The organism is Frigoribacterium sp. PhB116, assembly GCF_004364285.1.
Taxonomy (GTDB): domain Bacteria; phylum Actinomycetota; class Actinomycetes; order Actinomycetales; family Microbacteriaceae; genus Frigoribacterium.
The window spans coordinates 945,088-960,394 of sequence record NZ_SOBE01000001.1 but is presented as its reverse complement, the minus strand read 5'-3'; the positions used below and the strand labels follow the sequence as shown (position 1 = coordinate 960,394).

Genomic DNA, 15,307 nt, shown 5'->3' with positions numbered 1-15,307 from the left:
CCGGCTCCGGGGACGTGCCAGACTGGCGACCGTGCGTGCATCCGTGGTCGTCGTCGACTGGAAGCGGCCGGATCTGACGTGTCGCTGCCTCCGCAGCCTGCTCGAGCAGGGCCCCGAGGGCGAGTTCGAGATCGTCCTGGTGATGAACGAGGCCGACGCCCCGTCGGTCGCGTCGCTGCGAGCCGAGTTCCCCTCCGTCGTCGTCCTGCCCCAGGCGACGAACACCGGGTTCGCCACCGCCGTCGACATCGGCGTCGCCGCCTCCCGGGGCTCGGTCGTCGTGCTGCTGAACAACGACGCGGTCGCGCTGCCCGGGTTCGTCGAGTCCCTCGTCTCGGTGCTCGAGTCGGCGCCCGCCGAGGTCGCGGCGACCGTCCCGACCGTGCTGCTCGAGGGCACCTTCGCGCCTGCCGACGGCGACGACGGCGACGAGGCGCTCGTCGGGCTGGCCGGCGAACGCTGGATCCGACGCGACGACGACCAGGGGGTCAGGCTCGTCAACGGCACGGGCGTCGAGATGACGCCCGACGGCAACGGCCACGACCGGCACTGGCTCACCCCCGTCGACGAGCTGCCCGAGGAGCTGGACGCCCCCTTCGGCTTCTCCGGTGGCGCGGCGGCCATCAGGAGGACGTCCCTCGACGCGGTCGGCGGCTTCGACCCCTCCCTCTTCATGTACTACGAGGACCTCGACGTGTCGTGGCGCCTGCGGCTCGCCGGCTTCGAGATGCTGTCCGTCCCGGACGCCGTGGTCCTGCACCGGCACGCCGGGAGCTCCAGCAGCAGCGGCGACCTCGTCCGGTTCCAGAGCATGCGCAACAGGCTGGCCGTCGTGCTGCGCAACGGCTCCTGGCCGGTGGTCGCGCGAGTGGCCCTCCGGACTCTCGTCCGCGCGGGCAAGGACGCCCTGGGGGCAGGGGGACGTCAGCTCTCGACCCGACAGTGGGCGCGCCTCCTGCGGCAGCTGCCGGCCCTCACGTGGAACGCCGTCCGGCTCCGCCGACGCGACGCGGTCGGCCGGGCCGCCAGGGCCAGGGTCGAGGCGCTCCTCCGTCGCTGACGGTGGCCCCCCTTCGGGGGCGACCCCTCTGCTCGCGGCTCGACGTCGGGTAGTTTCAGAGGAACGGGGAGTAACACGCGCCATTGACCAGGCGCGGATCCGGCAGCGGCGGTCGCCGCGCCGGTCCTCCCTCTCACGCCCCAGGGAGGCGCACACCATGAAGAGACTGACCGCCGCGCTCGCGGCCGTGGCCGTCGTGGCCGCAGGGCTCGTGGGCATCGACGCGACGACGCCCACGCCCGCCCAGGCGCTGTCCGGGGGCGAGTTCGACCCCGGCTACGTCATCTCGGACGCCGTATTCTTCAACGGCGGCGCGATGTCGGAGGCGCAGGTCCAGTCGTTCCTGACGGCCCAGGTGGGGGGCTGCACGAACGGCGCCTGTCTCGACGTCCTGCGCGTCGACACCCAGACCAGGGCCGCCGACGCGATGTGCGGCCGCTACGCCGGTGCGGGCCAGGAGAGCGTCGCGCGAATCATCGCGAAGGTGGGGGCCGCGTGCGGCATCAACCCGCAGGTGATCCTCGTGACCCTGCAGAAGGAGCAGAGCCTCGTCAACGGGAGCACGGCGAAGGGGCCGTCCGCCGCTCGGCTCGAGCGCGCCATGGGCTACGCGTGTCCCGACAACGTCGGCGGCGTCTGCGACCCGACCTACGCGGGCGTGTACAACCAGATCTACCGCGCGGCGTGGCAGTTCAAGCGCTACGCGAACCCGGCGGGCACGTCGAACTTCTTCACGCGCTACGCGCCCGGCGCGAACCGCGGGATCCAGTACAACCCGAACGCGGCCTGTGGCTCGAAGACGGTCTACGTGCACAATCAGGCCACCGCGAACCTCTACTACTACACGCCGTACACGCCCAACGCGGCGGCGCTCGGCAACCTGTACGGCACGGGCGACGGCTGCTCGGCCTACGGCAACCGCAACTTCTGGGTCTACTTCAACTCGTGGTTCGGGTCGCCAACAGGCGACACGCGTCCCGTGGGCAGCCTCGACGTGCTCACGGCCGGCGTCGAGTCGGTCAGGGTGCGCGGCTGGGCCCTCGACCCCCGGACGAGCGACTCCATCCAGGTGCGCGTCTACGTCGGCTCGGTCGGCACCCCGCTGAACGCGGACCAGAACCGTCCCGACATCGCCGCGGCGTACCCGGGCAAGGGCGCGGCACACGGCTTCGACTACACGATCAAGGCCGCGGCCGGCCGGCAGGAGGTCTGCGTCTTCGCCGTCGCCCCCGTGGAGAAGATCAGCGGCCTCGGCTGCCGCACGGTGACGATCGCCTCCGCCTCGCCCGTGGGCTCGCTCGACTCCGCCGTCGCGGTGCCCGGCGGCGTCGCGGTGCGCGGCTGGACCCTCGACCCCGAGACCAGCGCCCCCATCCCCGCCCACGTCTACGCGGGCTCGCGCGGCACCGCGCTCGTCGCCGACCGCGACCGTCCGGACGTGGCGCGCGCGTGGCCCGGCCTCGGCGCGGCGCACGGGTTCTCGGCCACGGTCAAGTCGCCCACCGGAACCCAGCAGGTCTGCGCGTACGGGATCAACACGGGTCGCGGCTCGAACACCCAGATCGGCTGCTCGTCGGTCCGCGTGCCCACCGACGCGCCCCAGGGGTCCCTGGACGCCGTGACGACCACCTCCGACAGCATCTCGGTGCGCGGCTGGGCGCTCGACGGCGACACGACGAGCGCGGTCGCCACGCACGTCTACGTCGACGGGCGCGCCAGGGCGATCGTGGCCGACCAGTCACGTGCCGACATCGGCCGGATCTTCCCCGGCTACGGGGCCGGTCACGGGTACTCGGCGACCTTCCCCGCCGCCCCGGGCGAGCACCGGGTCTGCGCGTACGGCATCAACACCGGCGGCAGCGGCAGCAACGCGCTTCTGGGGTGCCGCACGGTGACCGTGACGAACGCGGCGCCCGTCGGCTCGCTGGACGCCCTCTCGGGCGTCGCGGGCGGCATCTCGGTCCGGGGCTGGGCCTGGGATCCCGACACCTCCGCGCAGATCCCGGTGCACGTTCGGGTCGGGTCGCGGGCCACCGCGGTCCCGACGGGCTCGAGCCGAACCGACGTCGCGGCTCGCTGGCCCGGGGCGGGCGCGACGAGGGGGTTCGAGGCCGTCGTCCCTGCTTCGAGCGGCGAACAGACTGCCTGCGTCTACGCGATCGACTCGACAGGCGGGGCCAACCCGCTGCTCGGCTGCCGGACGGTCCGGGTCCCCTGAGCCGCCCCCGGGGTGCGCGGACCCGCCCCGGGCGGGTCCGCGCACCAGGGCGCGGCGGGGCCGAGACAGGCGCTGCATGCGCCAGACTCAGCTGGTGATGAGCGAGGCGGGTACGGTTCCGAGGGTGCGACGGACGATCGGACGGTGGTGGGCACCGGCGCTCCTGGTGCTCATGGCGGTGGTGTCGGTCGCCGTGCACGTGCCCGAGAACACCGCGATCTCGCCCATCGACGAGTACGTCTACGCCGACTACATCCAGCAGATGCCGGAGCGGCCGGTCGTCGCGCAGGGCGACCTCACGGGTCCTGAGGCCCGCGAGGCGCTCATCTGCCTCGGCAACCGCGGCATCCAGCCGCCGGCCGAGCCCTCGTGCGAGGACGCCGCCACGGCGCCGTCGTCGGAGTTCGTGATGGGGGGCAAGACCTCCGCCGACATCTACACTCCGTTCTACTTCGTCACCACCTGGGCCGTCGCGCAGCCGCTCGTCGCCCTCGGCGTCGGCCTCCTCGACGCCGCGTCGCTCGTGGGGGCCCTCTGGCTCTCCCTCGCGCTCGTGCTGCTCTGGCTCGCGCTCAGGTCGCTCCGGGTTCCCGACGCCGTCACGGTCGGCATCGGGGCGCTCCTCGTCGCGAGTCCCTCGGCTTACTGGTCCACGACCTACGTCAGCACCGACGCCCCGTCCCTCGCCGTGGGGGCCGCGCTCCTCTGGCTCGTGCTCCGCGTCGTCCGGGGGCAGGGCGGGCTGACGGCCGTCGTCCTCGTGTCCGTGGTCGGGGTCCTCTTCAAGGTGCAGAACATCGCCGCCGTGGCGTTCGCCGCGCTCGCGCTCCTGATCTGGGCGGTGGGCGAGGCGTCGTCGGGAGACCGCGTGGGCCGGGCTCGACGAGTCCTCCGATCGCTCGTCTCTCGTCCGGTGGTCGCCGGCGTGGTGGCCGTGGTCGGCTCTGTCGTCGCCCAGGGCGCCTGGCTGGTCGTCAGGTCGGCCATCGCCGTCGGTCCGTCCGCCGATCAGGGCACGGCTCTGCCCCTGACGGCCAAGGGGGTCCTCTCCGAGAGCCTCAAGTTCCTCAGCGGGACGGGACTCGACCCGACGGGCGGCATGAACGGGATCGCCATCTCGACCGCCGGGGTGCTCGTCTCGTGGCTGTCGGTCGCGGGCGTGATCGCCATGGTGGTCCTCGCCGGCCGCCGCTCCGCCGAGAGCGTGGTCGCCTGGTCCGCCCTCGTCGTGTCGCTCGTGATCGGCCCCGTCCTCGTCCTGGGCGTCTCCGCCGTCACCCACTACTACTTCTCGCTCCCGACCCGGTACGGGATCTCGCTCCTCCCCGCGTTCCTCGCCTGCGCCGCGATGCTCGTGAGCCGGCGGCGCTCGGCGGGACTCGTTCTCGCGTCCGGCGGCGGGCTCCTCTGGCTCCTGTCGCTGGTCTCCTCGTGACGACGGCGCGGTCCCTCGCGTCGTCAGCGGTCTTCTCCACCGGCGGAATCGTCCTGCAGGGCGTCTCGCGCCTCGTGTACACCGTCCTCATCGGGCGGTTCTTCGGGACGGACGCGCTCGGACACGCCTCCGCGCTGCTGTCGTTGTCGATCTTCGCGGCCCTGCTCTGGCCCACGGCCGCAGGGAACACCGCCTCGCGGTTCCTGGCGCTGGGACTCCGGCGACGGGTCTCCGACCGGACGCTGCTCCGCGCGCTCGACACGACGATGGCCGTGTCGTCGCTGGTGCTCGGGGCCGTCGCCGTGCCGGTCGCGAGAGCGCTCGGCAACACGTGGGGCGTGTCCTTCCTCGCCGGCCTCCTCGTCGTCGGCTACGGCGTCTACGCTTTCGCGCGCGGGGCCCAGCTGGGCTACGGGCGCTCGCGCCGGGTCGCACTGTGGGACGGCATCTCGGCGTCGGTCTCCCTGGGGGCGCTCGTCGCCGTGTGCGTCGGCGGACTCGGCGGGGTCGTCCTCGTGCCGTTGACCCTCGGCTACGCCGTCTTCGCCGTGGCCTGCTGGCCACGAGGGGGCGACAGGCCGGTGCCGTCCGAGGCGGACCCGGCCGGCGGAGCGCTGGCGGTCGGCGACGCGCTGGGCTTCGCCCGTTGGAACGTGCTCGCCGGCCTCACGACGAACGGCCTGCTCCAGCTCGCCATGATCGCGGCGCAGGTGGTGGCGCCGGGCGAGCGGGCGGGCGCGTACGCCGCGGCGTTCACGCTGGCGACCCCGGCGTCCATGCTGGGCCAGGCCGTGAGCCAGATCGTCATTCCGGCCTTCGCCCACGAGGGGTCGCGGACCCCGCTGCGCGAGCGCGGGCCGCTGCTGGCCACCCTCGCCTTCACCGCGGTCGCCGCGGTCGTGTTCGGCTCCGCGGCCGCCCTCGCACCGTGGTACCTGCCGCTGTTCTACCCGGCCGAGGCTGACGAGGCGATCCCGTACCTGCGCCTCCTGCTGGTCGGGGTGTTCGTCTTCACGGTGGCGCTGCTGCCCGCGGCCATGCTGCTGGCGTCCGGGCGGTCGCGGGCGGTCGCGCTCACCAGCGCGACCGGCTTCGTCGTCGGGCTCGTCGTGATCGTGGCCGCGGTCCCGACGGCCGGCGTCACGGCCGGCAGCGTGGGGTTCCTGGCGGGGTCGTGCACCTCGCTGGCCGCGCTGGTGGCGCTGGCGGTCGGCCGCCGCGCCCGCTGACCGGCGGTCAGAGCAGCCGGCGGCCGGAGCAGTCGTCGGTCAGAGCAGCCGGCGGGCGACGGCCCAGTACGCGCGCATCGCCAGCTGCAGCACGCCGGCGCCCGGCGGAAGCGGGAACACCTGCTGGTCGAGCGTCGCCGTCAGCAGGGGAGCGAGCTCGCGGTCGCCCACGACGCGCGCGGCCTGGACGTCGGCACGGCGGCGTCGGATCCAGCCCGCGTTGTCGCGGACCCAGGCGTCCGCCCTGCGCTTCTCGACCGACCAGCCCTGCGCCCGGGCCACGACGCCCATGACGAGGCCCAGCGCGGTCACCGGCAGCCACGTCAGCACCCGCAGGCGCGGACCGTAGGCCGTCCGCAGGAACACCTGGCGGTTCTTCTCGAGCAGGAACATCTTGAGGGCGTTGCGGCTGAACTCGTAGTGGTGCACGACGACGGCCGTGGGCACGTAGACCACCTCGAGGCCGGCCTGCCACGTGCGCCAGCTCAGGTCGACGTCCTCGTGGTAGGCGAAGTACTCGTCGGCGAAGCCGCCGAGCCTGTTCCACAGGTCGAGGGCCAGGACCAGGCCGGCGCCCGAGGCGCTGGCGACCCGCGCCTCCGTCGCGTGCTCGGAGGCCCGCTCGCCCAGCCCGCCGGCCCAGCTGAGGCCGACGACGTGCACGGGGTTGCCCGCGGAGTTCATCGTGTCGGGGTCGGAGGCGAGGCGGATGCTGCCGCTCGCGATGCCCACCTCGGGCCGGGCGGCGACGCGCACGAGCTCACGGAGCGCGTCAGGGGCGACGACGGCGTCCGAGTTGACGAGGCCGAGGTACTGCCCTGTCGCGTGGCGGGCTCCGGCGTTGACGCCGCCCGCGAAGCCCAGGTTCTCGTCCGGCGTCACGACGAGGAGGCGCGGGTCGGCGGGCAGGGCGGAGACGGCGTCGCTGGTACAGCCGTTGTCTACCAGGACGACGTCGACGTCGACGTCGACGGACGCGAGCACGGCGGCCACGGCCTCGCCGAGGAGGGGCTCGTCGCCGAAGGCCAGCGTGACGACCGTGACGCGGGGGAGGGCGGTCACGCGTCGTGCCCCGTGGGGCCGCCGGGCGCGGTGTCGTCCTGTCCGGGATCACGGGGCGCGTGCCGGACGCCGGACGGCTCGTGGCGCTCGAGCCGCTCGTCGAGCAGCGCGACGCTCTCGGCGAGCAGCCGCGTCTTCTCCTCCAGGCTCGTGAGCTCGGTGCCCTGCTGCACGGTGACGAGGAACAGGAGGAGCAGCGCCAGGAAGAAGCCGAGGTTGAGCGGCACCTCGATGCCGACGGCGCGGGCCGTCGAGATGAGCAGGTCAGGGAACACCGCGACGACGAGCGCCAGGATGCCGGCGATCGTCCACCACAGGGCGTGCCGCTCGCGCACGCGGCGGCGACGCAGCATCTCGGTGACGACCGCGAGCACGGCGAGCGCGCTGAGGATGCCGAAGACGTAGGTGGTCGTGCTCACGGTCGGTCGTTCCTGTCGTCGGCGAGGGCGAGCGGCGGGCGCCAGAGGGCGAGGACGAGAGCGAGGCAGGCCCGGCCGAGGTAGACTCCGGCCTTGACCGGGTCGTGGGACGGCGTGCCCCCGGCGCGGACCCGCATCGAGACCGGCACCTGCGTGATGCGGCAGCCGGCCCGCGCGGCGAGCACGAGCGACTCCACTGTGTCGCCGAGGTACTCGGCGGGGTAGTGGCGAGCGAAGATCTCGAGCGCCCGGGGGCCGGTGGCGCGGAAGCCGGAGGTGGTGTCCGTGAGGCGGGTGCCGGCGATGCGGCTGACGACGGCGGCCAGGACCACCATCGCCCACCGTCGCGGCCCCTTCGCCTCGTAGTCGCCCTCCCCGGCGAAGCGCGCGCCGATGACGACGTCGTGGGTCTCGAGGGCGGCCAGCAGCGAGGCGACACCCGCGGGGTCGTGCTGCCCGTCGGAGTCGACCTGAACGACCGTCGTGTAGCCCTCGGCGACCGCGAACTTGAACCCGGCGCGCATGGCCCCGCCCACTCCGAGGTTGAAGGGCAGCTCGAGCACGCGCGCGCCGGCCGCGCGGGCGACCTGCGTGGTGCGGTCGCGAGAGCCGTCGTCCACGACGAGGACGTCGGCGTCGGCCACCTCGCGGAGCACCTCGCGGACCACATCGCCGACAGCGGCCTCTTCGTTGAAGGCGGGCATGACGATCAGCGTCGTCCCCTGCAATCCCATGGGGGACAGCGTACAGCCGGAGGAACGCGACCCCTGCCCGCTATCCTGAGCCCCGCCCGTCCGTCAGAAAGGCCCGCATGTCCTCCACCCCCGCGAGCGAGGGACGCACCCTCGTCGTCGTCCCGACCTACGACGAAGTCGAGAACCTGCCGGTCGTCGCGGCCCGGCTGTTCACGGCCGTGCCCGAGGCCCACCTCCTGGTCGTCGACGACGGGAGCCCCGACGGCACCGGCGAGCTCGCCGAGCGGATGAGCGCCGACGACGAGCGCGTGCACGTGCTGCACCGCTCCGGCAAGCTCGGGCTCGGCTCCGCCTACGTCGAGGGGTTCACCTGGGGGCTCGGCCGCGGCTACTCGGTCATCGTCGAGATGGACGCCGACGGGTCGCACCCGCCCGAGCGCCTGCCCGAGATGGTGGCCCGCGTGTCGAGCGGCGCCCCGGACGCCCCTGCCCTGGCCATCGGCTCCCGCTGGGTGCCCGGCGGCTCCGTCGTCGACTGGCCGCTGCGCCGGCAGGTGTTGAGCCGCGGCGGCAACGCCTACGCGCGCATCGTCCTCGGCCTGTCGATCAAGGACGTCACGGCGGGCTTCCGCGCCTACACGAGGGAGGCGCTGGCCGGCATGGACCTGACCACGGTCGACTCGAAGGGGTACTGCTTCCAGGTCGACATGACGCTCCGCGTCCTCGACGGGGGGGCGCGGGTCGTGGAGGTGCCCATCGAGTTCCGGGAGCGCACCCTCGGCACCTCCAAGATGAGCGGCTCGATCGTCGTCGAGGCGATGGCCCGTGTCACCCGATGGGGCCTCGAGCGCCGACTGGGACGACTGTTCCGCCGCTAGCCGCCCGCCTCTCCTGCACCTCGCGGACACCCCCTTTCGGGAGACAGACAGGCCCGCGGGCCGGAGGTACCTTGTACCCCATGATCAGGTGGGGACGAGCAGGGGCGCGCGTGGCGCGCGGAGCACGAGCGACGACCGGACGAGGGCCTGCGGCACGGACGCGCACGACCGGGGCGGTAGTGCTCTGCGCCGTGGCCGTGGCGATCACCTCGGCGATCGTGCCGGGCCCGGCACGGGCCGGATCCCCCGCCCCCGTCGGCGGGTCCTCGTCCGCGCAGACGGTCGCGGCGGACGCCGCCGCGGCCGCCGAGGTCGAGGCGCCGGACTTCGCCTCCGAGTCCTACTCCGACCCGTGGGACTACTCCAACTCGTCGGACCAGAACACGGACGCGACCCGGGCGACGAACGTCGGGGTGTCGGGCGGCCGGCTCCGGCTCGACGTGGTCGGCGGCGACTGGTTCACGCCCGTGACGACGGTCGCGGGGTCGTTGGCCTTCGGTCGTGACGGGGCCGCGAAGCCCATCGACCCGGCGCGCTACAAGCGGCTGTCGATCAAGATGGACCAGCCGACGAGCGGCGGGGTCGCCGCGGTCGTCTGGTTCACCTGCCGGGAGCAGACCACCTCCTGCATGGGCGGCACGCACTTCGCCACGCGACCCGGCGACAACGTCTACGACCTCGCGCTGACCGGGGCGTCGACGATCGGTGCCGGCGTGCCGTGGAGCTCCGGGCGGATCGTGAACCTCCGGATCGTCCCGGTGACCTCGTCCGCCGTCACGTCCCGCGTGCGGGTGAGCGTCGACTGGCTGCGCGTCTACGCGCCGGGCACGGCGCACGGCGCCTGGCCTCCCGGCACCTGGTCCGGCTTCAGCGTCAGCGCCCTGCCGCGTCCGGTCGTCGACAGCCCGAACCCCAACGAGGGGCTGGACATCGCGACCGCCCTCAACAAGCGCCCGTGGGACTTCACGTCGGCCGCCAACGGCACGGGCGTCGAGCTGTACAACGCTCGTCTCGGCGGCTACGGGGCGCAGGGCCTGACGGCCACCAACGCCGGTCCGATCCGTAACGACCCCGAGGTCGTCCTGCCGGTCTCGCGCTTCACGGCCAGCCGGTTCCACCACCTGTCGTACTCGCTGAGCTACGACGGCGCGTTCTCGCTCGCCGACGCACCGGGCGGGGGCAAGCTGGCACGCCTCATCTGGATCGCGACCGGCGCAGGCAACTACCAGATCAGCGACGACCTCGTCACCTACTCGGGCGCGAACGCGCTGCCCGCCGAGATCGACCTGGCCGCCGGCGACCCGCTCGACCCCCAGTCCGGCTCGCCGCGCCTCGGCTGGGCGGGACGGACCGTCGACCACCTCCGCTTCGACCCCAACGAGGACCCGGGCGCCGCGACCTGGCACCTGAAGTACCTCCACCTCCGCGAGGACCCGAAGGCGACCGGCAGCACCGTCGTGAAGTTCCACGACGATGCCTGGCAGGCCGGCACCACGGCGGAGGTGCGAGTCGGGCGCGGTGCGCCCGGCACCGCCTACGAGACGATCGCCCGGGGGGTCCCGGTGGCCCAGGGGAGCAACAGCGTCCGCTTCGAGCTCGGGGCGCGCCCGGCCGGCTCCTACCGCGTCCAGGTGATCCTGACGCACGCCGACGGCGGGGCGGCGCTGTCGTTCTCGCGGACACCGATCACGATGACGCCGGGGGCGGCGCCCGCGCCGGCACCGTCGACCTCGCCCGAGGGGCGGCTCGACAGCCTCGCGCGCACGCCGGGCGGGGTCCGCGTGACCGGCTGGGCGAGGGACGCCGACACGAGCTCGCCGCTCGAGGTGCACCTCTACGACCGCACCACGGGCGCCTTCCTCGGGTCGACGCGGGCCGACCGTCCGCGTCCCGACGTGCAGGCGGCGCGCCCCGGCGCACCCCTGGCGACGGGCTATGACGCGACCTTCGCGATCAGCTCGACGACGCCCGGCGGGCGGGACGTCTGCGCCTACGGCATCAACGTGGGAGCCGGCGCGAACACCCTGCTCGCCTGCCGCTCGATCGTCGTCGACGGCCGCCCGGTCGGCTCGCTCGACGGGGCGACCCGCTCGGGGACGACCGTGGCGGTCAGGGGCTGGACGCTCGACCCCGACACGGCGGCCTCGACGAGCGTGCACGTCTACGTGGACGGCCGCCTGGCCGCCCGGCTGCCGGCCGGCGGGGCCCGTGCGGACATCGGCCGCGCCTGGCCCGGCTGGGGCACGGTGCACGGCTTCTCGGGCACAGTGACGGCCCCGGCCGGCAGCACCCTCTGCGTCTACGGCATCGACTCCACGGGCAAGGGCAATACGACGCTGGCCTGCCGAGCCGTCTGACGACCGGCAGGAGGCGCGCGGTCGACCCGGCGCCTCCTGCGGGCCGGCCGTGCCCTGCCTGCCGGCCGGCCGTGCCCTACCGCCCGGCCGGGCGGGGCAGCCGGGACCGCCACGAGCGCTTGCGAGCGGCGATGGTGGCGATGGCGACGAAGAGCATCAACGTGCCCTCGGACAGCACGAAGCTCTCGGCGAGGGCGGTGACCCCGATCAGCACCAGCACGAGAGCGGGCCAGACGTACGCGACGATCGGGTGGCCGGAGGCGGTCGCCCAGCTCCGCACGAGCGCGAGGGCTCCTGAGACGACGAGCAGCAGCACGCCCACGAGGCCGAGCTGCAGCCAGATGTCGAAGAAGGCGTTGAGGGCCGTTGCGTAGGGGCGGCCGTCCGGCGCCAGGACGGTCGAGAAGGGGAAGATCTCGGCCGGCCACTGGCCCACGAAGCCCCACCCGGTGATGTCGTGCACGCTGGCGAGGCTCCGGACGCGCGCCCAGAGCAACGACCGTGCGCTCAGGTCGGAGGCGCCGTCGACGCTCGCGAGCAGCGAGTCGCGGAGGGCCCAGGAGACCGCGCCGCCGACGACGACCACGACGGCCAGCACGCTCTGCAGCAGGGGACGCCGGTGCTCGGGCGCCTTGCGCAGGGCGCGGAGGGCGAGGCCGGCCACGACGAGGACCACGACCGCCAGCGCAGCCACGGGCGAGCGCGCGAACAGCAGGGTCACGGCGGCGAGCACGGCGGACGCGGCGGCGTGCGACCGGGGGACCGACCGGGTCAGGAACTCGACCACGAAGGTGACGAGGGCGAGCGCCGCCAGGAAGCCGAGGTAGTTGCGCGTGCCGGCGAGGCCCTGGATCGGCCCGCCGAGCGCCAGGTCGCCGCGGATCCCGAGGAACCGGATCGGCTGGTCGATCAGCAGCCCGGCGAACACCTCGAGCGACATGGAGGTGACGAGGACGATGCGCAGCGCGTCGCCGACGGCCCGCACCACCTGGACCAGGTCCCGCCCCAGCGCCAGGTAGAGGCCGAGGGCCCCGAACCCCGCGGCGTAGGCGACGCCTCCCACCGTGACCCAGGTGTACTCGCTCCAGAGCACGCTGATCGCCATGAAGCCGAAGAGCGCGATGAGCGACACCGGCAGGATGCCGTGCCACTCGACGTGGTGCCGGCCGCCGAACAGCGACAGCGCCGCGAGCACGAGCAGCGTCGCGAGCACGGCGACCGCGCCCGGCCAGCCCATCACCGAGCGGATGGCCTGCGTCGAGAACGCGAAGAGCACGATCGCCACCGAGAGCGCCTGGGAGAAGTGGCCGCCGGCGGAGAAGCCGACCCAGGCCGAGAGGTACCGCCGCAGGGGGTCGCGACGTCGCGGGCCGAGCCCGTCGATCACCGGTCGCGGTCCGTCCAGCCGTAGGCGTCCCGTCGCGTCACCACGACGACGACCACGAAGATCGCCCAGCCCCACTCGACGATCAGCCGCGACTCCGTGAGGCCGTGCACGAGGAGGAGGGTCAGCAGCAGCACGGGCAGCAGGTCGAGCGCGGACCACGCCGCCTCGCGTCCCACGCCGAGGACGCGGCGGTCCGTCGCCCAGGACCACGCCCGGAGCAGCACGCCGACGACGACGAGCAGGAAGAGCACGAGGCCGACCCAGCCGAGCTGGAACCAGACGTCGAGGTACGCGTCGTGCGCCTGCAGGTACACGACGCCGTTGCGCTCGGCGAGGTCGATGAACGGCTCCGAGATGGGGATCCAGTAGCTGACCCAGCCCCAGCCGACGACGGGGTGCTGCACGCCGAGGTCGAGCACGGCGGACCAGATGTCGGTGCGGCCGGTGAGGTCGCCGCTCCGGCCGGCGAGGGCGAGCAGGGGCTGGCGCGCCAGCAGGAGGAGCCCCGCCGCGAGTACGGCCAGGACCGCGGCGGCGCCGTAGACCCGCCCGCGCCTCTCGACGGGCGTCGCCCGCAGCCTCGTCACGAGGAGCAGCACCAGGGCGACGGCGACGGCGCAGACGAGCGTGGTGGCCGATCGCGTGAGCAGGAGCGCGACGACGGCCGCGGCGATGCCGACCCGGCCGGCGTTCTTCGTCACCTGGCTGGCGGAGAGCTGCACTGCCGTCACCACCAGGGCGAGGAGGGCGAACACGGCGAGGATGTTGCTGTTGCCCTGCAGCCCCTGGATGCGGCCGCCTGTGAACAACTCGGCCCGCGACCAGAAGAAGGCGTCGGGGACGCCGCCCGAGCAGTCGAGGTAGACGGGGCACACGGGCCGGCGCACGAACACGCCGACGACGAGCTCGAAGAGCAGCGAGGCCCCGACGTGCAGCCGCAGCGCGCGGCCCAGGGCGACGACGATCGACGGCCAGGGCAGCGTCGAGGTGACGGCGACGGCCCCGAGGGTCGTCGCCAGCGTCGCGACGATGCCGATGGCGGAGGCGGCGGGGTACTGCGACCACGCCAGCGAGACGACGGCGAAGGCCAACCAGAGCACGAGGAGGCGCGGCAGCGTCCGCACCCGCGGCGGGTGCCGCACGACGACGACCGCCGCGGCGATCACCATGACGCCGCAGACCACGCCCCAGCCCCAGAAGCTGGTCGCGTTGCGCAGCACGTCGCCGCCCAGGAGGACGAGGAAGACGAGCGTGGCGAAGAGCGTGCGGGCACGCTCGGGAGGCGCCGGCGCGGCACGGCGAGCGGGGAGCGTCGTCGTCATGCGGACCAGGCTAGACGACGGCGCCCCCGTGCCGTGCCGGTGCTCAGACGAACGCGGCCTGGCCGGTGATGCTCCGGCCGACGATGAGCGTGTTCATCTCGCGGGTGCCCTCGTAGCTGTAGAGGGCCTCGGCGTCGGCGAAGTGGCGCGCGACGTCGTAGTCGAGCACGATCCCGTTGCCGCCCAGCACCTCCCGGGCGTGCGCCACCGTCTCGCGCATCCTGGCGGTCGTGTAGGCCTTGGCGAGCGAGGCGTGCTCGTCGCGCTGCTTCCCGTCGTCGAGCATCTGCGACACGCGGACGACCATCCCGAGGGAGGCGGTGATGTTGCCGATGCACTTGACCAGCAGGTCCTGGACGAGCTGGTGCGCGGCGATCGGCTTGCCGAACTGGACGCGCTCGCCGGCGTAGGCCAGGGCCGCCTCGTAGGCACCGATCGAGTTGCCGACCGCGGCCCAGGCGACCTCGGCCCGCGTGAGCCGCAGCACGGAGGCGGTGTCGCGGAAGGAGTTCGCCTGCTGGAGGCGCAGGCTCTCGGGCACCCGGACGCCGTCGAGCACGATGTCGGCGTTCTGCACGATGCGGAGGCTCTGCTTGTCCTCGATCTTGGTCGCCGTGTAGCCGGGGGTCGAGGTCGGCACGATGAAGCCCTTGACCTGGCCGTCCTCGGCGCTCTTGGCCCAGATGATCGTGAGGTCGCTGAAGGTCGCGTTGCCGATCCAGCGCTTCGAGCCGTTCAGCACCCAGTCGTCGCCGTCCCGGGTCGCGACCGTGCGGAGGCCCTGCGCCGAGTCGGAGCCCGAGAGCGGCTCGGTGAGGCCGAAGGCCCCCACGAGCTCGCCGCTCGCCATCCTCGGCAGCCACTCGGCCCGCTGCTCGGGGGACCCCCCGACGCTGATCGACCCCATCGCCAGGCCGTTCTGGACGCCGACGAAGGTCGCGACCGACGCGTCGACCCTGGCCAGCTCGAGCGCGACCCAGCCGCGGAACACGGCCGAGTTCTCGAACGGACGAGTCTCCTCCCAGGGGAGGGCGAAGATGCCGAGGTCGGCCAGCCCCTCGACGATCCTCGTCGGGAACTCCGCCCGGGCCCAGTGGTCGTTGACGATCGGCTTCACCTCCGTCTCGAGGTAGTGCCGCAGGTCGGCCAGCACCGACTTCTCGCGGTCGGTGAGCAGGTCTTCGTACCCGTAGAAGTCGCTGGCGAGCGAGGTGAACGAGGTGAGGGTCGATGTGGACATCAGGT

General features: G+C 73.5%; 12 protein-coding genes. 6 read left to right on the top strand and 6 right to left on the bottom strand.

What is annotated here, in order from left to right; genetic code table 11:
• The first annotated feature begins 31 nt into the window (after positions 1–31).
• The 4 genes from EDF20_RS04320 to EDF20_RS04305 all read left to right on the top strand — a co-directional run bounded on the left by EDF20_RS04320 (position 32) and on the right by EDF20_RS04305 (position 5,942).
• Positions 32–1,060 carry a glycosyltransferase family 2 protein gene (locus EDF20_RS04320; RefSeq protein ID WP_166644748.1) on the top strand — a complete coding sequence of 343 codons (1,029 nt, stop codon included), beginning with the start codon at positions 32–34 and terminating at the stop codon, positions 1,058–1,060.
• Positions 1,061–1,217: 157 nt separating this feature from the next.
• Positions 1,218–3,278, top strand: coding sequence for a hypothetical protein (locus EDF20_RS04315; RefSeq protein ID WP_133737794.1), 2,061 nt, complete (start codon positions 1,218–1,220; stop codon positions 3,276–3,278).
• 124 nt (positions 3,279–3,402) lie between these two features.
• Positions 3,403–4,713, top strand: coding sequence for a hypothetical protein (locus tag EDF20_RS04310; protein ID WP_133737793.1), 1,311 nt, complete (start codon positions 3,403–3,405; stop codon positions 4,711–4,713).
• Complete coding sequence (locus tag EDF20_RS04305) at positions 4,710–5,942, top strand: hypothetical protein (RefSeq protein WP_133737792.1); 1,233 nt, start codon at positions 4,710–4,712, stop codon at positions 5,940–5,942. Before EDF20_RS04310 ends, EDF20_RS04305 begins: the two co-directional genes overlap by 4 nt.
• A gap of 39 nt (positions 5,943–5,981) precedes the next feature.
• On the opposite strand, the gene EDF20_RS04300 is transcribed toward EDF20_RS04305, so the two are convergent.
• From EDF20_RS04300 to EDF20_RS04290, 3 genes are read right to left on the bottom strand one after another with little or no spacing between them, the layout of a single operon-like run.
• A complete protein-coding gene (locus EDF20_RS04300) occupies positions 5,982–7,004 on the bottom strand; it encodes a glycosyltransferase family 2 protein (RefSeq protein WP_133737791.1) in 1,023 nt (340 codons plus the stop codon).
• Positions 7,001–7,423, bottom strand: a complete 423-nt coding sequence (locus tag EDF20_RS04295; RefSeq protein WP_133737790.1) for a DUF2304 domain-containing protein — start codon at positions 7,421–7,423, stop codon at positions 7,001–7,003. The genes EDF20_RS04300 and EDF20_RS04295 overlap by 4 nt, the downstream gene beginning before the upstream one ends.
• Entirely contained in the window at positions 7,420–8,157 is a 738-nt protein-coding gene (locus EDF20_RS04290; RefSeq protein ID WP_133737789.1) for a glycosyltransferase family 2 protein, read from the bottom strand. The genes EDF20_RS04295 and EDF20_RS04290 overlap by 4 nt, the downstream gene beginning before the upstream one ends.
• Positions 8,158–8,234: 77 nt before the next feature.
• On the opposite strand from EDF20_RS04290, the gene EDF20_RS04285 reads away from it, so the two are divergent.
• Together EDF20_RS04285 and EDF20_RS04280 are read left to right on the top strand one after the other, a co-directional pair.
• A complete protein-coding gene (locus EDF20_RS04285) occupies positions 8,235–8,996 on the top strand; it encodes a polyprenol monophosphomannose synthase (RefSeq protein ID WP_133737788.1) in 762 nt (253 codons plus the stop codon).
• A gap of 197 nt (positions 8,997–9,193) precedes the next feature.
• Positions 9,194–11,353, top strand: a complete 2,160-nt coding sequence (locus tag EDF20_RS04280) for a hypothetical protein (RefSeq protein WP_208292571.1) — start codon at positions 9,194–9,196, stop codon at positions 11,351–11,353.
• Between the two features lie 76 nt (positions 11,354–11,429).
• Here EDF20_RS04280 and EDF20_RS04275 read toward each other — a convergent pair whose 3' ends face one another.
• The 3 genes from EDF20_RS04275 to EDF20_RS04265 are packed head-to-tail and all read right to left on the bottom strand — an operon-like array spanning position 11,430 to position 15,302.
• Positions 11,430–12,740: an O-antigen ligase family protein gene (locus EDF20_RS04275; RefSeq protein ID WP_133737786.1), complete on the bottom strand. Its 1,311-nt coding sequence runs from the start codon at positions 12,738–12,740 to the stop codon at positions 11,430–11,432.
• Positions 12,737–14,062, bottom strand: coding sequence for an O-antigen ligase family protein (locus EDF20_RS04270; RefSeq protein WP_133737785.1), 1,326 nt, complete (start codon positions 14,060–14,062; stop codon positions 12,737–12,739). The genes EDF20_RS04275 and EDF20_RS04270 overlap by 4 nt, the downstream gene beginning before the upstream one ends.
• A gap of 43 nt (positions 14,063–14,105) precedes the next feature.
• Positions 14,106–15,302 carry an acyl-CoA dehydrogenase family protein gene (locus EDF20_RS04265; protein WP_133737784.1) on the bottom strand — a complete coding sequence of 399 codons (1,197 nt, stop codon included), beginning with the start codon at positions 15,300–15,302 and terminating at the stop codon, positions 14,106–14,108.
• Between the last annotated feature and the right edge of the window lie 5 nt (positions 15,303–15,307).

Excerpts from the sequence above, each read along its gene's own strand:
- EDF20_RS04315 (WP_133737794.1), top strand. The coding sequence starts at position 1,218 with ATGAAGAGACTGACCGCCGCGCTCGCGGCCGTGGCCGTCGTGGCCGCA.
- EDF20_RS04290 (WP_133737789.1), bottom strand. The coding sequence starts at position 8,157 with ATGGGATTGCAGGGGACGACGCTGATCGTCATGCCCGCCTTCAACGAA.
- EDF20_RS04285 (WP_133737788.1), top strand. The coding sequence starts at position 8,235 with ATGTCCTCCACCCCCGCGAGCGAGGGACGCACCCTCGTCGTCGTCCCG.
- EDF20_RS04270 (WP_133737785.1), bottom strand. The coding sequence starts at position 14,062 with ATGACGACGACGCTCCCCGCTCGCCGTGCCGCGCCGGCGCCTCCCGAG.
- EDF20_RS04265 (WP_133737784.1), bottom strand. The coding sequence starts at position 15,302 with ATGTCCACATCGACCCTCACCTCGTTCACCTCGCTCGCCAGCGACTTC.